The organism is Moritella sp. Urea-trap-13, assembly GCF_002836355.1.
Taxonomy (GTDB): Bacteria; Pseudomonadota; Gammaproteobacteria; order Enterobacterales; family Moritellaceae; genus Moritella.
In genome coordinates this window covers 230,211-246,188 of record NZ_PJCA01000040.1, presented here as the reverse complement: position 1 = coordinate 246,188, position 15,978 = coordinate 230,211, and the positions used below count along the sequence as shown (strand labels likewise).

The following is a 15,978-nucleotide window of genomic DNA, read 5'->3' as shown; positions in this document are numbered from 1 at the left end:
CTCACTGTAACGGGTTTACTATTTAACTTGGAATTTATTCAACCAGCTGGCTAAATCAGCCGTTAATCTTACCAAGCTTTGCGAGCTTTCTGCGCCATCCGATACCGTTGTCGATAACTGGCAACTACTCTGTTCAATCATGTTCACCTGCATGGCAATATCTTCACCAACCACTTTTTGCTCTGCTGCTGCGGTGGCAATTTCATGACTCATTGACGAGATAGTTTCTAGCGCGGCAACAATTTGCGCTAAAGCTTCCGATGCATGTTGGGATTCCGTTACCGTACTCGCACTGGTCTCTGCACATATATCCATGGTTGAAATCGCATTACGAGAGCCTATTTGCAGGTTAGTGACCATTTGTTGAATTTCTTTAGTACAATTCTGTGTTCGCCCTGCAAGGTTACGCACTTCATCAGCAACTACCGCAAAACCACGACCTTGTTCACCAGCGCGCGCCGCTTCAATCGCCGCATTTAAGGCCAGCAAGTTGGTTTGCTCGGCAATATCACCAATCACATCTAAGATCTTGGTAATGTTATGCACATCGCCATCTAATGACGATACTGCTGAACTTGCCGTATGCAATTGGTCAGCAAGACCTTGGATATTATTAACCGTCGAATTAATTAAATTATGGGTATCAACACTTTGTTTATCGGCGTCCAGCGTATGTTGCGCCGTGGCTTGGGCAGAATCTGCAACACCATTGGCTGATTCTGCCATTTCTGTCATTGCAGTCGCAATCATCACTGTTGATTGTCGTTGTGTCTCAGTCAATTCACTCATCTGTTTAGCACGTGAATCCACATCGGTTAACTCTGAGCTTAGCGCATTCATCGCCTGGCCAAGATGCTTAACTAAATCACCCAAAGACATACTCATTGTTTGTACTGCACCATAAATACTATCTCTTGGTGCAGACTCGCTAAATGATGTGGTAATTTTACCATCGGCAACAGCCTGTATCGCTGCTAATACATCACTCGGCTCGCCACCAATGATCGCAATGATGCGTTTGATTGCCGTGATGAGCAATCCAAAGATTAAACTCGCCACCACAAAGCATAAACCGAACTGCCATTTAGCACTTGACCAAAAACGCGCATTGACTTCATTTTCGCCAATACCCGTACCCACAATCCAGCCCCAACGTGCAGTTCTTTCGGCAATCGAATGTTTTTCTTCAACTGAACCATCCGGTAAGCGCTGCGTCCAAATATAGTCTGCGATCTGATTAGGCTGGCGATTCACTGCATTCGTTAAGATCTGACCAACGCTTTGGCCTTTACTGTCTCTAAAATCATTAAAGCTAGTGCCATGCAGTTGTGGATCCAATGGTGCAGCAAGGAACATCAGGTTTTCATCTGCAACGTACACATACTCATTGTCTTTATAAATGTTATTTCTCAGTACCTGAATCACAATCTGCTTGGCTTTAGTTTCTTCTAGCTCACCAGACGCCACCATTTTTTCCATATTGCTAATGAAATTATAAGTCGTTTGAAACACTTCTGTTACGCGAGATTTATTATCCACGGTACTTGATGCTTTTAACGTCCAGAGCCCCACTACGGTGATCGCGACAAGCGCAGACAATATAATGCCAGCAAGCAAATAGGATTGTGTTTTTAAGTTCATTAGTAGCACTTCTATCAATAAATGGTGGGTATATGATTATATCGGCAAAACCGAATATAACTTTATGATGTTTCACCATTAAAACATATCGCAGATGAAAATTTTTTGTCGAGATCAACTTTAGCATACCAAAATAACTATTATTAGGTATTAAGTCTACGTAGATCACGGTTATCTCATTCTAGCCAGTGCTATCTAAGTACTATCGGAGTTTATTTTAATGCGATTTTAGTTCGATTTTGGACCAAAATATTTGAATAGTATTAAACACATCGGCAGCGTCCAGTACATCGATATGACCATAATTAAAACCATAGATAGTCTGCGCTTGTTGTTGCGCCAGTGGCGTCAATTGGCTGCTTAGAGCGATAGTGCCATCGCTGCTTGCCCCCATTTCAAAATTATCTTGTCGATAGGTGAACAATAATAAATGTGGTGGCAAACTATCCGAAACAGTTGGCGTAAACAGGTTTTTAATCGAAGGACTATTGGGGGCGATATCTCGCCACGCAGGCATGACTACAGGAGAACGTTCAACCCCACTTTCCGCTGAAGCAACCCCACCAAATGGCGATGCTATCGAGGTGAAAGAACGAATAAGACCACATCGAGCGCCAATATTACAGACATTAAGATAACGCTGAGTTAGTACGCCGCCCATACTGTGGGCAACAATATGCACAGGTTTATAATGATACTGATCCTGTAGCAGCGTCATCATCCCAGCAATCGACTGGGATAATAATGTCAGCGACAACGCCGAAGGGTAATTAACCACCCAAGCTTGGTACTTGTTGGTATCTAGCTGCGCAATCAGTTTCTGAAAATCCTTGCCGCTACCGCCCATGCCATGTACATACAGCACTGGAATTTTGTGTTTATCGTAAGGGGCTAAGAAAAATATGCCAACATAATCTTCTTGTATAAACTGCATAGGTTGCCACATGCCCATGGCTTTGGCGGCATCACTAAAGGCTGGATCATCCCAAGTCGTAATATTACCAACCAATTCCGGTTTTAATTTCAATTCAAGTAGTGGTAATACCGCCAGATCAGCAAGCTGCGCCAAACCCACAGTCGTCATATAGGCATCACTGATGGTGATGTGATTATTGATCACATTGTTTTTATCATACAGGTAACTTGGTTCGTTAATTTGGTAGGTAAAATCTAAATTTTCATCTTCAAACACAAATATATAATTAGTCAGCTTGAAAAAAGAAGGCAGCTTAATTTCAGAGCCCCTATCAATGGCATTAACCGTCAGGATACTGTCTGCGTCAAGTTCGCTCAGTTGTATGACGATATAACGTTTATCCTGGGTTGCCGGGGTATCTATGCTGACGGTAATTTCTTCATACAATTCATCAGCGAGTTTTAAATCTGATTTCAACGCCAATAATTGTCCACAGCCTAAAAGCATGAATGACAACCAACCGATCACAATTAAACGACTCATACTTTAACGCACTCCATATAATCACCCTGATCATAAAGAATAATAGTACTTATTTAGCATTGTCGATGTCATTATCTAAGGCTGTATTCCGATATTTAAACTTTGAAATACTTTAATTGGCCGTAAAGAACCTCTGAGGTCACAGCCAGTGATTGGCTCTCTTCTGCCAGCATTTGCGATGCTTGTTTCACTTCATTCGCAGCAAGATGAATGATACTCACATTTTGGGTCATTTCATTTGCGACCAAACCTTGTTGCTCTGATGCAGCGGCAATCTGCGCAACCATATCATTAGAGCGGATCAGCTCAGAAACCATAGTTGTAAGCTGCTGCTGGGTTGCAACTGAAACATCCACGCTCTCTTCCACCTTCAAATTACTACAGGCCATGGCTTTAACCGTTCGTTCAGTACGTTCAATCAGCGCATCAATGGTTTTCTGAACTGCACTTGTTGATTGCTTAGTTCGGTTGGCTAAATTTCTAACTTCATCAGCCACCACTGCAAAACCGCGACCTTGCTCACCTGCACGAGCGGCTTCAATGGCGGCATTTAGCGCCAGTAAATTGGTTTGTTCGGAAACCTCACTAATCACGTTCACAACGGCACTAATTTCATAGACACCCGCTTGTAACTCACGCACCAATTGATCCGCCGACGCAATGTCTTTTGAAACATCAGAGATAGTCGATGCAGTTTTCTGCATCGCGGTGCCGCTTTGCGTGGCATGATCGGTCACTAGCGAGGTGCTACAAGCGGTATTTTCCGCATTGCTGGCCACATCTTCAATCGTAGCGCTCATCTCGGTCATCGCCGAAGAAAGTAGCTCGAGCTGGATATGTTGACTGTTGACACTGACGGCTGCTTCTTCACTCGCTTGCGCAATACTTTGTGCCATGCTGGCAGACTGTTGAGCCGATTCATTAGCGGCTAACAACGTCATTTGTAACTTCTCCAGCATACGGTCAATTTCATTGCTCATTTCGCCCAATTCATCTTTACGACCAGCATGTAATCTTACCGTCAAATCTCCATCCGCAATGTTATGTGTACTGACGATCAATTTTTCCAATGGTTTAATGATATTACTGGCAATGACAAATCCCCAGCTAGCCAAGATGGCGATCAACACAACCGCGACAATGGCTTCTTTTAGACTGGCGGCAAGAAAGTCTTCTTGTATATCCGCAACCAAAATACCCGAACCGATAATCCATTGCCATTCAGGGTACAGCTGGACATAAGAAATTTTATCTTTCAATATATTCTGTGGGCTTACCCATTGATAATCAAGAAAACCCGCTTTATTCGTAGTGGCAATAACGCCCATTTCACGCCAATGATATTTGCCTGCACCATCTTTGAAGTCTCGGGCATTAACACCATTTAATGCTGGTTTTTTAGGATGAGAAATAACTTGCAGTTGCGGCGTTAGGATCCAAAAGTAGTTATCAGTATCGTAGCGCATACTGCTAATCGCCTTAATAGCACTTTGCTTTGCTACTTCAACACCTAATTCTTTACGTTGCTGATAATAATGGTCAAGCAAACTGACAGCCACTTCAACTTGCGCACTCAGTTTACTTTCACGCTCAATCAAAGAAGACTTTCTCTGCTCATTGAGATTGTAGATACAAGCTGCGATCAAAAGTAATGCAGAAAAGATAACGAGAGATAATAGTTTGTATTTAATTGATAAATCACTTAATTTCATATTTTATCACTTTCATAATGTTACCAGCCAACAGAACGCTAACAGCAATCCAACAAGGAAGTAACATTTTATCAAGAAACAGGTCTAAGCTTATGATCCACATCAATATTCAGTATGATAAGTCACGCTAAGCATATGAAATAAATACAATCTAATTAAATATTGTATGGCGATGCATGTTCTAGTTCAGTAGTCGATATTATTCCCACGGAGTAGATTTAAAATAATCACTGAAAACATTAATCAATGTGCGGCGGGTAGCGCAAGGTGTTTGCTCGCTGGGTAATAGAGCGATTATCCCAATAGCCTTTTATACCTACAGTAATAAACATCTTTTTACTGTAGTATATTTCAGGTCTTTCTTATACGAGCGCTTTATATGTCTAATACCGGTCAAGATCAGTCAACTGCCAACATTTCTCTCGCACAATTAACACTACCACTCGATGCAATGCACATTGCTCAATTAACTTCATTTGCTTATGGCCTACCGCCGCTGTACTTTTGCCGTGAATATTTAGCGCAAGACGAGCAAACAGCCATTGAGCATTGCTTACAACGCTTAGAAAATGGCGTGAATAATCAAGATTTCACATTAGACAAATTAACGCTGTTATTAGCAGAAAGAGATTACTACGACGACTATGAAGCGCGTCTACGTTTAGGGCCTGAATTAACATAACTCAGCACCCAACCATTAAGCTTTGTTGGGATTGTCTAATAACCTCAACATAGCTTAATTTGCTCCCCCCCCCCTTGTCCCGCATTACCATAGATAGTCTGTCTAGACTCCTCGACAAACCAATTATTTCAAATACACTACTTCAAAGCTAAACCACCAATACATTATCATCACGAAATCTCATCGCGATACAACCACAAGCGGGAAGTAACCCGTCAAGTCGAAATAAAAAGTATAATGAAAGAGATGATGATGCAAAATAGGTTATGACTTTACAGTACTCATTTTTATTTTAGTAATATAACCACAGTTGTCACATTTAAAAATACTGGTGTAAAACCATTTTTGAAACCATGTGCGGCGTATTTTTTCTGGTCGTCCATTATTACAACATTGCATGCTAATTTCCTCTCAATATTTTATATATAGAACTAAAGTAACAAAGCCTTAGACACTCGTTAAACGACTCAATGCCTGATACTTAACCCGTTCTCAATGGAATAATCATAGCGTTGTCTTCTTATATAAAATACGTGAATATAGGTGCTTCATTCACATCCATATTTTTATATGGCAGGTTTAATTAATCATTCATCTTTATAATTTCTTCTAGCGTTATTAATCCTGAGCATACCGGCAATGAAATAAACATATTTGAATAAAGACAACGTCTACCGCTATATAACTTGAGCGAATAAAACATTAATGGTAAATTAAGCGATTGAAATAAAAGAATTAAAGTGAATGAGAAATGGAAAGGAATTATCATAAGTTAGTATTAACAACACTACAGTCAAAAGTAAAAGATGTAGGTAATGATGAAGTTTTAGCCATGCTATCTCAGTTAAGTGAGAAAAAAGTAAATCAAAAAACATTTTTAAATAAATTAAATCCACAATATGAAACTCATAATCTCACGCTAAAAGAATTTCTTTTTATTATGGAAATTTTAAAAAAAGATAATAATGGTCGTCATATTCATGTATTTGAAGATTTATTAACAGCCTTCGATTTGAAGTGTGACCGATATTACGCAGACCCGAATACGAATGTAAGTTATCGGTCATTATTGAAGGCGATGATGAACTCGGACAAAGAGCATGGAGAGGTATCTCAAGTTATACATGCATCATTACAGGATAATAAAATTAGTAATAATGAAATTAAGAATATTAAAAGTGAAATAGATGATGAGATTAACGCCTTAATAAAACTAAGGGCTATTTTAATTGAAGCCAACCAAGATAATACTATAATAAAGTAATCGTTATCATTGTATTATTGATACTTAGCAGCCTTGCCGTCACTGAAATAAGCGCGATTTGGCTGCTGTTATCTAATTCGGTAATACAGAACTTATTAACCTATCGTACTCATCACCGCGGTTACACCGCTATCAGCATCATAACCAAGTCTCATCGCAATACCACTACAAGCGGGAAGTAGCCCACACTTTTACAGCCTTTGCGGCGGATATTGAAACTCCGCAACTTTCATCATGTATCATCAGCTGTAAATGAGTAACTTATTGTTACCGAGCGAGTCTATCTTAAGGTTGCTATAGAGCATGAATTATCCTCAACGTTTTCATCAATTGCTAAACTATATAGATTCTAACTTGGATGAAAATCTAACCATCGATAAGTTAAGTGATCTTGCCTGTTTATCCAAATATCATTTCCACAGGCAGTTTGCATCACTCTTTGGCATAACGGCATTCGCTTATATTAGGCAAGCTAGAATGAAGCGCGCTTCCTACCAATTAGCGTTTAAGAAAGAGATGCGAATAATTGATATTGCAGTTGCTAATGGTTATGAAAGTTCAGAAGCATTTTCTCGGGCTTTCAGTCAATCCATTGGCCAGAATCCATCCCAATTTAGAGAGCAGCCACAATGGATGCCGTGGTATCAAAAATATGAACAATCCAAGGCATTAAGGATCCAACGAATGAAATCAGATAAACGCTCGCATCGAGTTGAAATTGTAGATTTTAATGAAGTTAAAGTAGCCGCCTTAGTACACCTTGGTCCCCTCGAGTTACTTGGCAATACGATTAACTTATTTATTGATTGGCGTAGAAAAAACAATTTATCACCCAAAGTCAGCAGAACCTTTAACATTGTTTATGATGATCCCGCGGTAACTGAACCAGAGAAGTATCGCTGTGACATATGCGTATCAGTTAAATCTGATGTAACACAAAATGAGCATGGGGTCGTCACAAAAAGCATCGCAGCAGGACGTTGTGCGGTTATTCGACATGTGGGTTCTGACGATACAATTAGTGAAACTATCGCTTATTTATATTCCGACTGGCTCGCGCAAAGTGAAGCAGAATTACGTGATGCTCCGCTCTTTTTTGAAAGAGTCAGTTTTTTCCCTGATGTGCCAGAGGCGGAAGTAGTTACAGATATTTATCTCCCCTTGAAATAACCAGTCAAGTCGAAATGAAAAGCCTAATGAAAGGAATGATGATGAAAATAAGTTACGTGTTAGCCATGATGATGATGCTTTTTCCGTTAATCAAACAATCACATGCAAATCAATTGGCGCAACCGCTATCACTGGCGCCACAACAACAGAAATTCTTTTCACTGAAAGAATTAAAAAGTGCGGATAAAAAAGAGCTCATGCCTTTGGAATATGTGCAGGCGAGTGATAATACCGCATTGGCGTTTAGGGCTTATAGTCCATTACAACCTAAAGCAATTTTAATTTTTTACCATGGCGCTGGTGCCCACAGCGGGCTTTCTTATAACCATATTGGTGTGGGGTTACGAGATGAATTTGACATAGCCGTGTATACGCCAGATTTAAGAGGCCATGGGCGCTCAGGTGGTGACCGAGGTGATGCGCCCAGTGATGAACAAGTTTGGTTAGATATTAACACGCTGGTTAAGCATGCCCGTGTTCAGTATCCAAACCTGCCGCTCTTTTTAGGTGGCCATTCAGCAGGGGCGGGTCTTGCACTTAACTATTCCAGCTGGGAACAAAGAGCACCCATTGACGGTTATGTATTTATTGCGCCCTATTTTGGTTTTCGTTCAGAAACAAGTCACGATAAAGGTAGAAATGACGGCTACGAATTTTCTGAAGTGAACGTGGCAGATTTTGTGATAAACAGCATGAGTGGCGGACTTTTTTCTGGTCATGCAAAAGCGGTTAAATTCAATTTCCCCGCCAACGTTTTAGCAACGAATCCTGAAATAGTGGCATTTAATACTGTCAATATGTCGAATGCTGTCACGCCCTCTTCGCCGGATACACAATTATCAGCATTACCGCAGTTTGGGCTGTGGATTGGCGATAAAGACGAAGCGTTTGATCCTATAAAGGTCACGCAATTTGCACAACAAAATAGTAAAAACACCACCAACAAAGAAATAATAACCATTGCAGATAACAATCATTTTTCTATTATCATTACAGCATCAACATTCATTGGCCCTTGGATAACGGGCGTGATCAAGTAATTTCGAACATGAAATAAAGAGGCGAACAGTCGCAACAACATTACCCACAATAATTGCTACATGACATTAACCGTTCGCCGTCTACAGCAACCTGATTTTATGGTGTTAAAACAAGATATGACATCTAACTTGACTAGGCGGTGGTGAGCGTACTCATCACTTCCGTTACGCCACCAATTAGCATTTGCATACCAATCACAGCCAAAATTAGTCCCATCAGACGGGTAACAATACTCAGACCACTCTCTCCGATTGCCGATATAATCTTTGAAGAAAAAATAAAACACACAAAAGTAATAAGACATAACACCGCAAATGCTGCCACGGTAATGATAATTTCACTCCAGCCACCTGCAGATGAATAATTCATTGCAGTTGCTATTGTGCCAGGTCCGGCAAGCAGCGGGACGGCGAGCGGAGATACAGCAATGTCTGCGTCATCACTTTCTTCTGCGGTATGTAACTTCGAGCTTTTACCTTGCAGCATATGATAACCAACCAGAAATACCAAAATACCGCCAGTGATGCGTAATGCCGGCAAGGTAATGCCAAAGAGATGGAATATTGATTTACCCAAAATAGAAAACAGTACGATGACAATGAAGGTAATGGTGAGCGATTTAATCGCCACCTTCATTTGCTTCGCTTTACCCATAGACCCTGTTAAGCCAGCAAACACAGTGGTATTAGCAATTGGATTCATAATTGCAAAAAAGGCCATAAACACGGTCAAGGCATGTTCAAATAATTGACTCATTTATCTTATTCCTTGGTAAGTTAACGATATGGAACGCACGAATGCGGACATTCACTATACCAGAGCCAATTAACAGTGACGATGCAATAATAAACGAGATGACTTTTTATACTCCGATAAAAACCATCAACTTAACTCGCTAGATGGGCTTATTGATACATTATTTATCAGTGCTAGCGATTATGGCGTGACAACCCCCGAACCAGAGGTTGAATTTATCAAAGCCCTGACGTGTCATCTTGATGGTCAAATTGTTTGTGCGATATTACAAGTGTAGATTATACTTATAAGTTATTGAATTTAGTAAGTGTAGCCATTACCTCGGTATTAAAGGATTTAATCTTTCGGAGTAACATGACCATGATGAAAATGCTTATCGCGTCTGCAATGTTAATAGCAGCACCCTATTTAGCGCAAGCCGATACGGATGTAGATGTAGCTGCTGATGTCGTCAACAAGCAAGATAGCTTTAGTGGCGATGCCGAGTTAGGCGCAACCATCACCACAGGTAATACCGAAACAACCTCAGTAAAAGCACGTTTAGATATAGACCATGACTGGGGTAACTGGGAAAACCAATATTTGATTGAAGCTTTATACAAAAAAGATACTGGTGTAGTGACAGGTAAACGTTACCTTGGGCGAATGCAGGGCAACTATCAGTTATCCGAGGTTAATTATATCTTTGCCGCTGGCAACCATGAAGTCGATCCGTTTACCGGTTTTACCTCGACCTCAACAATCTCATCTGGTTACGGTCATAAATTTATTAATAATGATAAAACTGAGTTTAATATTGAAGCTGGTCCAGGTTATAAATTTAAACGCTTAGACGACGAAAGTGCCGCAGAAGCAGGTTATGATACTGACAATACATGGCTGGCTTACGGGGTGATGAACTTTGAGAGAAAAATATCGACAAGTTCTAAGTTCAAGCAAATGCTTATAGCCGAGTATGGCGAAGTCTTTGAAGGACGTTCGGAAACATCCATCACAGCCAGTATTATTGACGCATTAGCAATGAAATTTGCGGTGATAATACGTTATAACAACACGCCTCTCGATAATAAAGAAAGCACCGATACAGAAACCACTATGACGCTGTTATACGCTTTCTAGATTTCATACCGCAGGTAAAATACAGATAGTCCCAGTAAGCTTTTTCCTATGGCCATTCACTTCCAACGGTTCGCTAACCACTTTTAAACTTCATCGCACGCTTCTCCACAATCTCCACAACTATCTTTACCAATTATCGAAGACCAACTATCACCTACCCACGATTGTTATCCACTTTCTACGATTTGCGGCTATTTTTATTTTTTAAATTCATTTCCACTTTTATGGAAATAAATTTGACAGTGCTTTTTTACATCGGTATATTACAACTATTCCAGAAACATCGAAATGAAAGAAAAAGAATAGGTGCATATTATGATTAACATTACACAAGACATGGTGATGGACACGCTCGGCATGTTCGCATTCTTAGCGGTTGAATTAACAATTTTATTTTTACTGATCAGTTATTTGGTTGGGGTATTACAAGAATATATTCCACCTGCAAAAATCCAAAGTATTCTTAGTGGTAAGCATGGTAAGGGTTACATTGTGGCAGGTTTACTTGGTGCTATCACACCGTTCTGCTCATGCTCTACCATTCCTTTCCTGAAAGGACTATTAAGAGCCAAAGCCGGATTTGGTACCATGATGGTATTCTTGTTCGCCAGCCCACTGCTCAACCCGATCATCATAGGTTTGTTTGCCGTCACATTCGGGCTTAAAGTAACGGTATTCTACTTCGTCATCGCCATGGGTGTATCCGTTATTGCTGGTTACACATTAGAAAAACTGGGGTTTGAAAAATACGTTAAAGCTGAAGCTTACATGACGCCAGAGTCAAAAGGTTGTGCAACAGCCTGTGGCGGTAACAAAGCACCAGTAAGCAAATGGCTGCGTATTTGGAACACCACTTGGGTAGATTTCAAAAAAGTAGTGCCGTATTTAGTCGGTGGTATCGCCCTTGGTTCAATGATTTATGGCTTTATGCCAACCGAGTTTGTCGCCAGTGTAGCGAGTGCAGACAACCCATTCGCTATCCCAGTTGCTGCGGTTATCGGTATTCCACTCTACATCAGAGCTGAAGCAGTTATCCCGTTAAGTGCCGCATTAGCAGCAAAAGGCATGGGACTTGGCGCGGTAATGGCATTGATTATTGGTAGTGCTGGGGCAAGTTTAACGGAAGTGGTATTACTTAAATCTATCTTCAAAAACCAAATGATTGCTGCCTTCTTATTTGTAATCTTAGGTATGGCAATCGGCGCAGGCTTCTTATACGAATTCATTTTCTAAACTTAGCGAATGAACAGAAACTGAAGCAAAACATAAAAGGCTACTGAATCAGTAGCCTTTTTAATGACTTAATAATGCTTATCAAATTTAAATGGTGACATCATATTCCGTCTGCAACATGGACAATATATGCTCCAACACAGGGCCACTCTTCTGCCTTCTTGATACCAAACAGCCCACCGCCGTCATCCAGCCATTGGGTTCAAATACCACAGGTAATGCCACCAGCCTTTTATCGAATAAATAAGCCGCAGCCATACTCTCGGGAACCACTGCCCAACCGACACCACGAATTGCCAGATCCAACAGCATTTGATGGCTATTGGCATACCAAGAATGAGTACTGATGCCATAACTAAACCACAACTCTTTATATTCCGCACTACGGTATACAATTTGACGATGCGCTTGTAAATCCGCCTCGCTAACTTGAGGTAACGAATTTAAAGCGTGTTCAGGAGAAACAATCGTGATGAATTTATTGTGGCCGATAATATAATGGTCCATATCACTTTTCAGTAAACCATTAAAATAAAGTATGCCCACTTGTGCTCTGCCACTTCGCACCATGTCCTCAACATCAAACGTCGAGCCTAATAAAATTTCAATATGCGTTAGCGGAAATCGCTCTGCGCATGCACAAAGTAAATCGAGCAAAACCTGATTAACGGCACTTTCATCAATGGCGATCACCAATTCATGTTCATCGAGGCTGCTTAACGATTCAACTTTTTGATCGAAAAAATGCTGTTGATGCAAGATCGCGCGTGCAATCGGCAGTAATGCGTGCCCATTTTCGGTTAACACCGGGGTATTTTTATCGCGTGAAAACAGTTCTTGATTGACTGCAATTTCGAGATTAGAGATAGATTGACTGACTCCTGATTGCGCCCGTTTTAATTGCCGAGCTGCCGCTGAAAAAGAGCCACACTCGCACACACAGACAAATATTTTCAGTTGCTCAAAACTGTACATCCACTTTCCACCCGCATTGTCATTAATCAACCAAGCTATCACACTTTGTGATGGCTGTTAACTTTGCGCTACATCACTGCAATGCAATAATCCTCGCCATTACCACCAAACCTATTTTTAAATAAAATAAACCATCACATAAAAATAACGATCAACCATAGCTATAAACCGTAGTCCGTAACTATAAAACCTAGCTATAAACCATAAAGAGCACCGCCATGTCGACACTAGAACGTATTTTTCACGCCCTGCTATTTGAAGTATTAGCGGTTTCGCTTTCCATCCTCGGATTAATCATCTTTACCCATCATGATCCTCAGATCTTATCAGGTACCATGATAGTCATCGCCAGCATGGCCATGACGTGGAATTTTTTCTTTAATTGGCTATTCGATCTATTCTTCACTGGGGATAAAAACAAGCGGACCATGAAGCTACGATTATTTCATGTCATCATTTTTGAATTGGGACTGCTGATACTCACCGTACCTGTGATGGCTTATATTTTAACGATCAGTATTGTCGATGCATTTATGATGGATATTGTGGTGACGGTTTTCATTACTATTTATGCTTTTATCTTCAACTGGGTGTACGACAACGTAAGAGCCGTTATTATCCGCCGAAAAAGCATACCAGCAACAGTATCGATATAATAACAAGCATCTATTTTCTTCTCTTTTCATTTCATCTCACCTCATCTTTCCTCACCTAAATCTAAATTTACGGTGAGGAGAGGTAAGCTAAAGTAATGGTATTAATTTAACGCTTTGGCAATCACCATATCACGCTGAATAGCTATTTTTTCAGCATCTGTCGTCGCAACTTTTAAGTCATTTTCCAGCTGCGTAAGATAAACCTTTAACTCCGCTTTGTTTGCAAACAGCTGGCCTTTAACGTTAATCGATGCCACATTGCTATAACGACCGTCTTTACTGGCTGGTACATCAATTTCACCACTGTTAACCAAGGCTTTAACTACGTTGCGCTCTTTGTCGTAACCTTCCAGGCCAGTTAGCATCCAACGGTTCATCGGTTTACCTTGGTATTTACCGTGTTTCACTTCGTTTAAGTAACGGATGGTGAAGTTTCGGATCGTACCTTGCTCTTCACCAAATACTTCTTTGGTATCAAATAATACCGGGAAGCTGCGGCCTTCAAGTACCCCACCCGCTTTGGTTAAATGGCCCATACGGTAACTATTCATCCCCAAACGGATTGGCGTGATATCAGTGATCACTTTACCATCCGCAAATTGCAGGTCAGTAATGCGTTCACCCGCTGGTTTAGTTAAATCTATGCTGTAAGTTACGCCACCAAAAAAGTCATTAGTTGAGTATTTAGATGAACGACGTTCAAGATTAAAACTGTAAGTCACATCCCCTGCTTGCACACTATTAAAATAACCCGCAGACCATTCCATGTAAGTGGCGAGCTCTTTACCCGTCATCTCATAAACCGTAATTTCACCACCAGCGTACTGATAGTTATAGGCGATATCTTTGGCTTTAATTTGCCCGACATCTAGCTCAGCCAAATCGTTATCAATTTGCAGTGCAAGCACGTTAGCTAATGGCGCGTAATACATACTCGCTTCTTGATACAAGGCACTGATGCCAGTATCTTGAATATGAACTTGCGGAATACCTCTAATTTCGTTTTCTGGGACTAAGTCGACACCGGATAATTCAGCTACTACACGGTTAGCATTCTCACGTAAACGTTTATGGTAAGGCGCGTACAAGGCCTCCATTTTATCATCCGACTCAACACCTTTTATTTTATAGGTGAAGCTGTCTTTGTTCACTAGGGTAAACTGACCATCTTTCTCTGCAAATTGCAGATCAATGCGAGAAAGCGCACGGCCGTATTTATCAGGTTCAGTAATGATCACCCCATTCACGGTCGCTTTATCAATAAGCGTGTGCATATGACCTGCCACAATCGCGTCGATTTCAGGATTATCATTGGCAATATCACGTACACCCGTAGCAGCAATATTGTTCTCGTTATCAAGTCCCATATGAGCCACAAGAATGATCGCATCAACTTTACCATCAAGCTGTTTAATTACTTTTTTCACTTCTAATGATGGGTTGGTAAATGTCATGCCCTCAAGACGATTGGTGCCTTCAGCAAACACTTGTGTCATCGGCGTATCCATACCAATCACACCAATTTTAATACCTGCTTTTTCAATGATTTTAAATGCTGGTAGGAACGGGTTACCATCTTCACGTTTGATGTTGCCGCTAAGTGACGTACCTTCAAATTGGCTCAGTGAACGATTAAGTACATCTAAGCCAAAATCAAACTCGTGATTACCCAACACCCAAATATCGTAGTTCATTTCATTGAAACCCAACATCATCGGAGAAATAGGCTCGTCTTTAAACGTTTCTACAAAATTGCCTTGAATGGTGTCGCCGGCATCAACCAAAATAACGTTATCTTGCTCGTCACGGATCGCTTTCACTTTGGTTGCAATCTGGCTCAGGCTACCCACCATATTCAGTTTATCGCTCGCGTAATCCCAAGGCATGAAATGGCCATGAATGTCAGATGTACCGAGGATAGTGACATCAACCATGTCACCGTCAGCAGCCATCGCAGTGCCCGTTAATGAAAGTAGAATTGCAGTCACTAATATATGTTTTTTCATTATTGAATCTATCGATAGAGAAGAAGAAACAGGAGCATAAACAGATACCTCTTTAGTATCAATAATAATGTTTATAATATCCCGTGCTATTACAACAAATAAACAGATAACTAAGCAAATAGATAACTGATGTTATCCATTCCCCTAGCCTCACTGCCATATCAACATATTTAACTATTTTAACTAAAGTTCGAACGGTTGGGTTACGCTGTCAATTTAGCCTAAGCAGTATCGTTTTCATTATTTTTAGCATTACATTCACGC

Annotated in this window: 13 protein-coding genes; 7 read left to right on the top strand and 6 right to left on the bottom strand. The window is 40.6% G+C overall.

What is annotated here, in order from left to right; all coding sequences use genetic code 11:
• Nucleotides 1-18: 18 nt before the first annotated feature.
• From CXF93_RS21555 to CXF93_RS21545, 3 genes are all read right to left on the bottom strand, one after another.
• Nucleotides 19-1,641, bottom strand: coding sequence for a methyl-accepting chemotaxis protein (locus CXF93_RS21555; RefSeq protein ID WP_101064555.1), 1,623 nt, complete (start codon nt 1,639-1,641; stop codon nt 19-21).
• Nucleotides 1,642-1,858: 217 nt separating this feature from the next.
• On the bottom strand, nt 1,859-3,100 hold the full coding sequence (locus CXF93_RS21550; protein ID WP_101064554.1) for an alpha/beta fold hydrolase: 1,242 nt from the start codon (nt 3,098-3,100) through the stop codon (nt 1,859-1,861).
• A 95-nt stretch (nt 3,101-3,195) separates the two neighbouring features.
• Nucleotides 3,196-4,812, bottom strand: coding sequence for a methyl-accepting chemotaxis protein (locus CXF93_RS21545; protein ID WP_101064553.1), 1,617 nt, complete (start codon nt 4,810-4,812; stop codon nt 3,196-3,198).
• 379 nt (nt 4,813-5,191) lie between these two features.
• Here CXF93_RS21545 and CXF93_RS21540 point away from each other — a divergent pair, with 379 nt between their 5' ends.
• From CXF93_RS21540 to CXF93_RS21525, 4 genes are all read left to right on the top strand, one after another.
• On the top strand, nt 5,192-5,494 hold the full coding sequence (locus CXF93_RS21540; RefSeq protein ID WP_101064552.1) for a hypothetical protein: 303 nt from the start codon (nt 5,192-5,194) through the stop codon (nt 5,492-5,494).
• Nucleotides 5,495-6,245: 751 nt separating this feature from the next.
• Entirely contained in the window at nt 6,246-6,758 is a 513-nt protein-coding gene (locus CXF93_RS21535) for a phage regulatory CII family protein (RefSeq protein WP_101064551.1), read from the top strand.
• Nucleotides 6,759-7,061: 303 nt separating this feature from the next.
• Nucleotides 7,062-7,928: a GyrI-like domain-containing protein gene (locus CXF93_RS21530; RefSeq protein ID WP_101064550.1), complete on the top strand. Its 867-nt coding sequence runs from the start codon at nt 7,062-7,064 to the stop codon at nt 7,926-7,928.
• Nucleotides 7,929-7,963: 35 nt separating this feature from the next.
• On the top strand, nt 7,964-8,968 hold the full coding sequence (locus tag CXF93_RS21525; protein ID WP_232784289.1) for an alpha/beta hydrolase: 1,005 nt from the start codon (nt 7,964-7,966) through the stop codon (nt 8,966-8,968).
• Nucleotides 8,969-9,101: 133 nt separating this feature from the next.
• Here CXF93_RS21525 and CXF93_RS21520 read toward each other — a convergent pair whose 3' ends face one another.
• Nucleotides 9,102-9,725 (bottom strand): MarC family protein, encoded by a 624-nt coding sequence (locus CXF93_RS21520; protein WP_101064548.1) that lies wholly within the window; start codon nt 9,723-9,725, stop codon nt 9,102-9,104.
• Between the two features lie 360 nt (nt 9,726-10,085).
• On the opposite strand from CXF93_RS21520, the gene CXF93_RS21515 reads away from it, so the two are divergent.
• Nucleotides 10,086-10,844, top strand: a complete 759-nt coding sequence (locus CXF93_RS21515; protein ID WP_101064638.1) for a YdiY family protein — start codon at nt 10,086-10,088, stop codon at nt 10,842-10,844.
• Nucleotides 10,845-11,159: 315 nt separating this feature from the next.
• Nucleotides 11,160-12,077 carry a permease gene (locus CXF93_RS21510; protein WP_101064547.1) on the top strand — a complete coding sequence of 306 codons (918 nt, stop codon included), beginning with the start codon at nt 11,160-11,162 and terminating at the stop codon, nt 12,075-12,077.
• Nucleotides 12,078-12,164: 87 nt separating this feature from the next.
• On the opposite strand, the gene CXF93_RS21505 is transcribed toward CXF93_RS21510, so the two are convergent.
• A complete protein-coding gene (locus CXF93_RS21505) occupies nt 12,165-13,052 on the bottom strand; it encodes a LysR family transcriptional regulator (protein ID WP_101064546.1) in 888 nt (295 codons plus the stop codon).
• Between the two features lie 218 nt (nt 13,053-13,270).
• On the opposite strand from CXF93_RS21505, the gene CXF93_RS21500 reads away from it, so the two are divergent.
• The gene (locus CXF93_RS21500) at nt 13,271-13,708 is read left to right on the top strand and encodes a PACE efflux transporter (RefSeq protein ID WP_101064545.1); all 438 of its coding nucleotides are present in this window, start codon (nt 13,271-13,273) and stop codon (nt 13,706-13,708) included.
• A 101-nt stretch (nt 13,709-13,809) separates the two neighbouring features.
• Here CXF93_RS21500 and CXF93_RS21495 read toward each other — a convergent pair whose 3' ends face one another.
• Nucleotides 13,810-15,714 (bottom strand): bifunctional UDP-sugar hydrolase/5'-nucleotidase, encoded by a 1,905-nt coding sequence (locus CXF93_RS21495; RefSeq protein WP_101064544.1) that lies wholly within the window; start codon nt 15,712-15,714, stop codon nt 13,810-13,812.
• Nucleotides 15,715-15,978: the final 264 nt, after the last annotated feature.

What these genes read in the sequence shown, in the direction of transcription:
- CXF93_RS21555 (WP_101064555.1), bottom strand. Translation starts at nt 1,641, where the DNA reads ATGAACTTAAAAACACAATCCTATTTGCTTGCTGGCATTATATTGTCT.
- CXF93_RS21550 (WP_101064554.1), bottom strand. Translation starts at nt 3,100, where the DNA reads ATGAGTCGTTTAATTGTGATCGGTTGGTTGTCATTCATGCTTTTAGGC.
- CXF93_RS21545 (WP_101064553.1), bottom strand. Translation starts at nt 4,812, where the DNA reads ATGAAATTAAGTGATTTATCAATTAAATACAAACTATTATCTCTCGTT.
- CXF93_RS21540 (WP_101064552.1), top strand. Translation starts at nt 5,192, where the DNA reads ATGTCTAATACCGGTCAAGATCAGTCAACTGCCAACATTTCTCTCGCA.
- CXF93_RS21535 (WP_101064551.1), top strand. Translation starts at nt 6,246, where the DNA reads ATGGAAAGGAATTATCATAAGTTAGTATTAACAACACTACAGTCAAAA.
- CXF93_RS21530 (WP_101064550.1), top strand. Translation starts at nt 7,062, where the DNA reads ATGAATTATCCTCAACGTTTTCATCAATTGCTAAACTATATAGATTCT.
- CXF93_RS21525 (WP_232784289.1), top strand. Translation starts at nt 7,964, where the DNA reads ATGATGATGAAAATAAGTTACGTGTTAGCCATGATGATGATGCTTTTT.
- CXF93_RS21520 (WP_101064548.1), bottom strand. Translation starts at nt 9,725, where the DNA reads ATGAGTCAATTATTTGAACATGCCTTGACCGTGTTTATGGCCTTTTTT.
- CXF93_RS21515 (WP_101064638.1), top strand. Translation starts at nt 10,086, where the DNA reads ATGATGAAAATGCTTATCGCGTCTGCAATGTTAATAGCAGCACCCTAT.
- CXF93_RS21510 (WP_101064547.1), top strand. Translation starts at nt 11,160, where the DNA reads ATGATTAACATTACACAAGACATGGTGATGGACACGCTCGGCATGTTC.
- CXF93_RS21505 (WP_101064546.1), bottom strand. Translation starts at nt 13,052, where the DNA reads ATGTACAGTTTTGAGCAACTGAAAATATTTGTCTGTGTGTGCGAGTGT.
- CXF93_RS21500 (WP_101064545.1), top strand. Translation starts at nt 13,271, where the DNA reads ATGTCGACACTAGAACGTATTTTTCACGCCCTGCTATTTGAAGTATTA.
- CXF93_RS21495 (WP_101064544.1), bottom strand. Translation starts at nt 15,714, where the DNA reads ATGAAAAAACATATATTAGTGACTGCAATTCTACTTTCATTAACGGGC.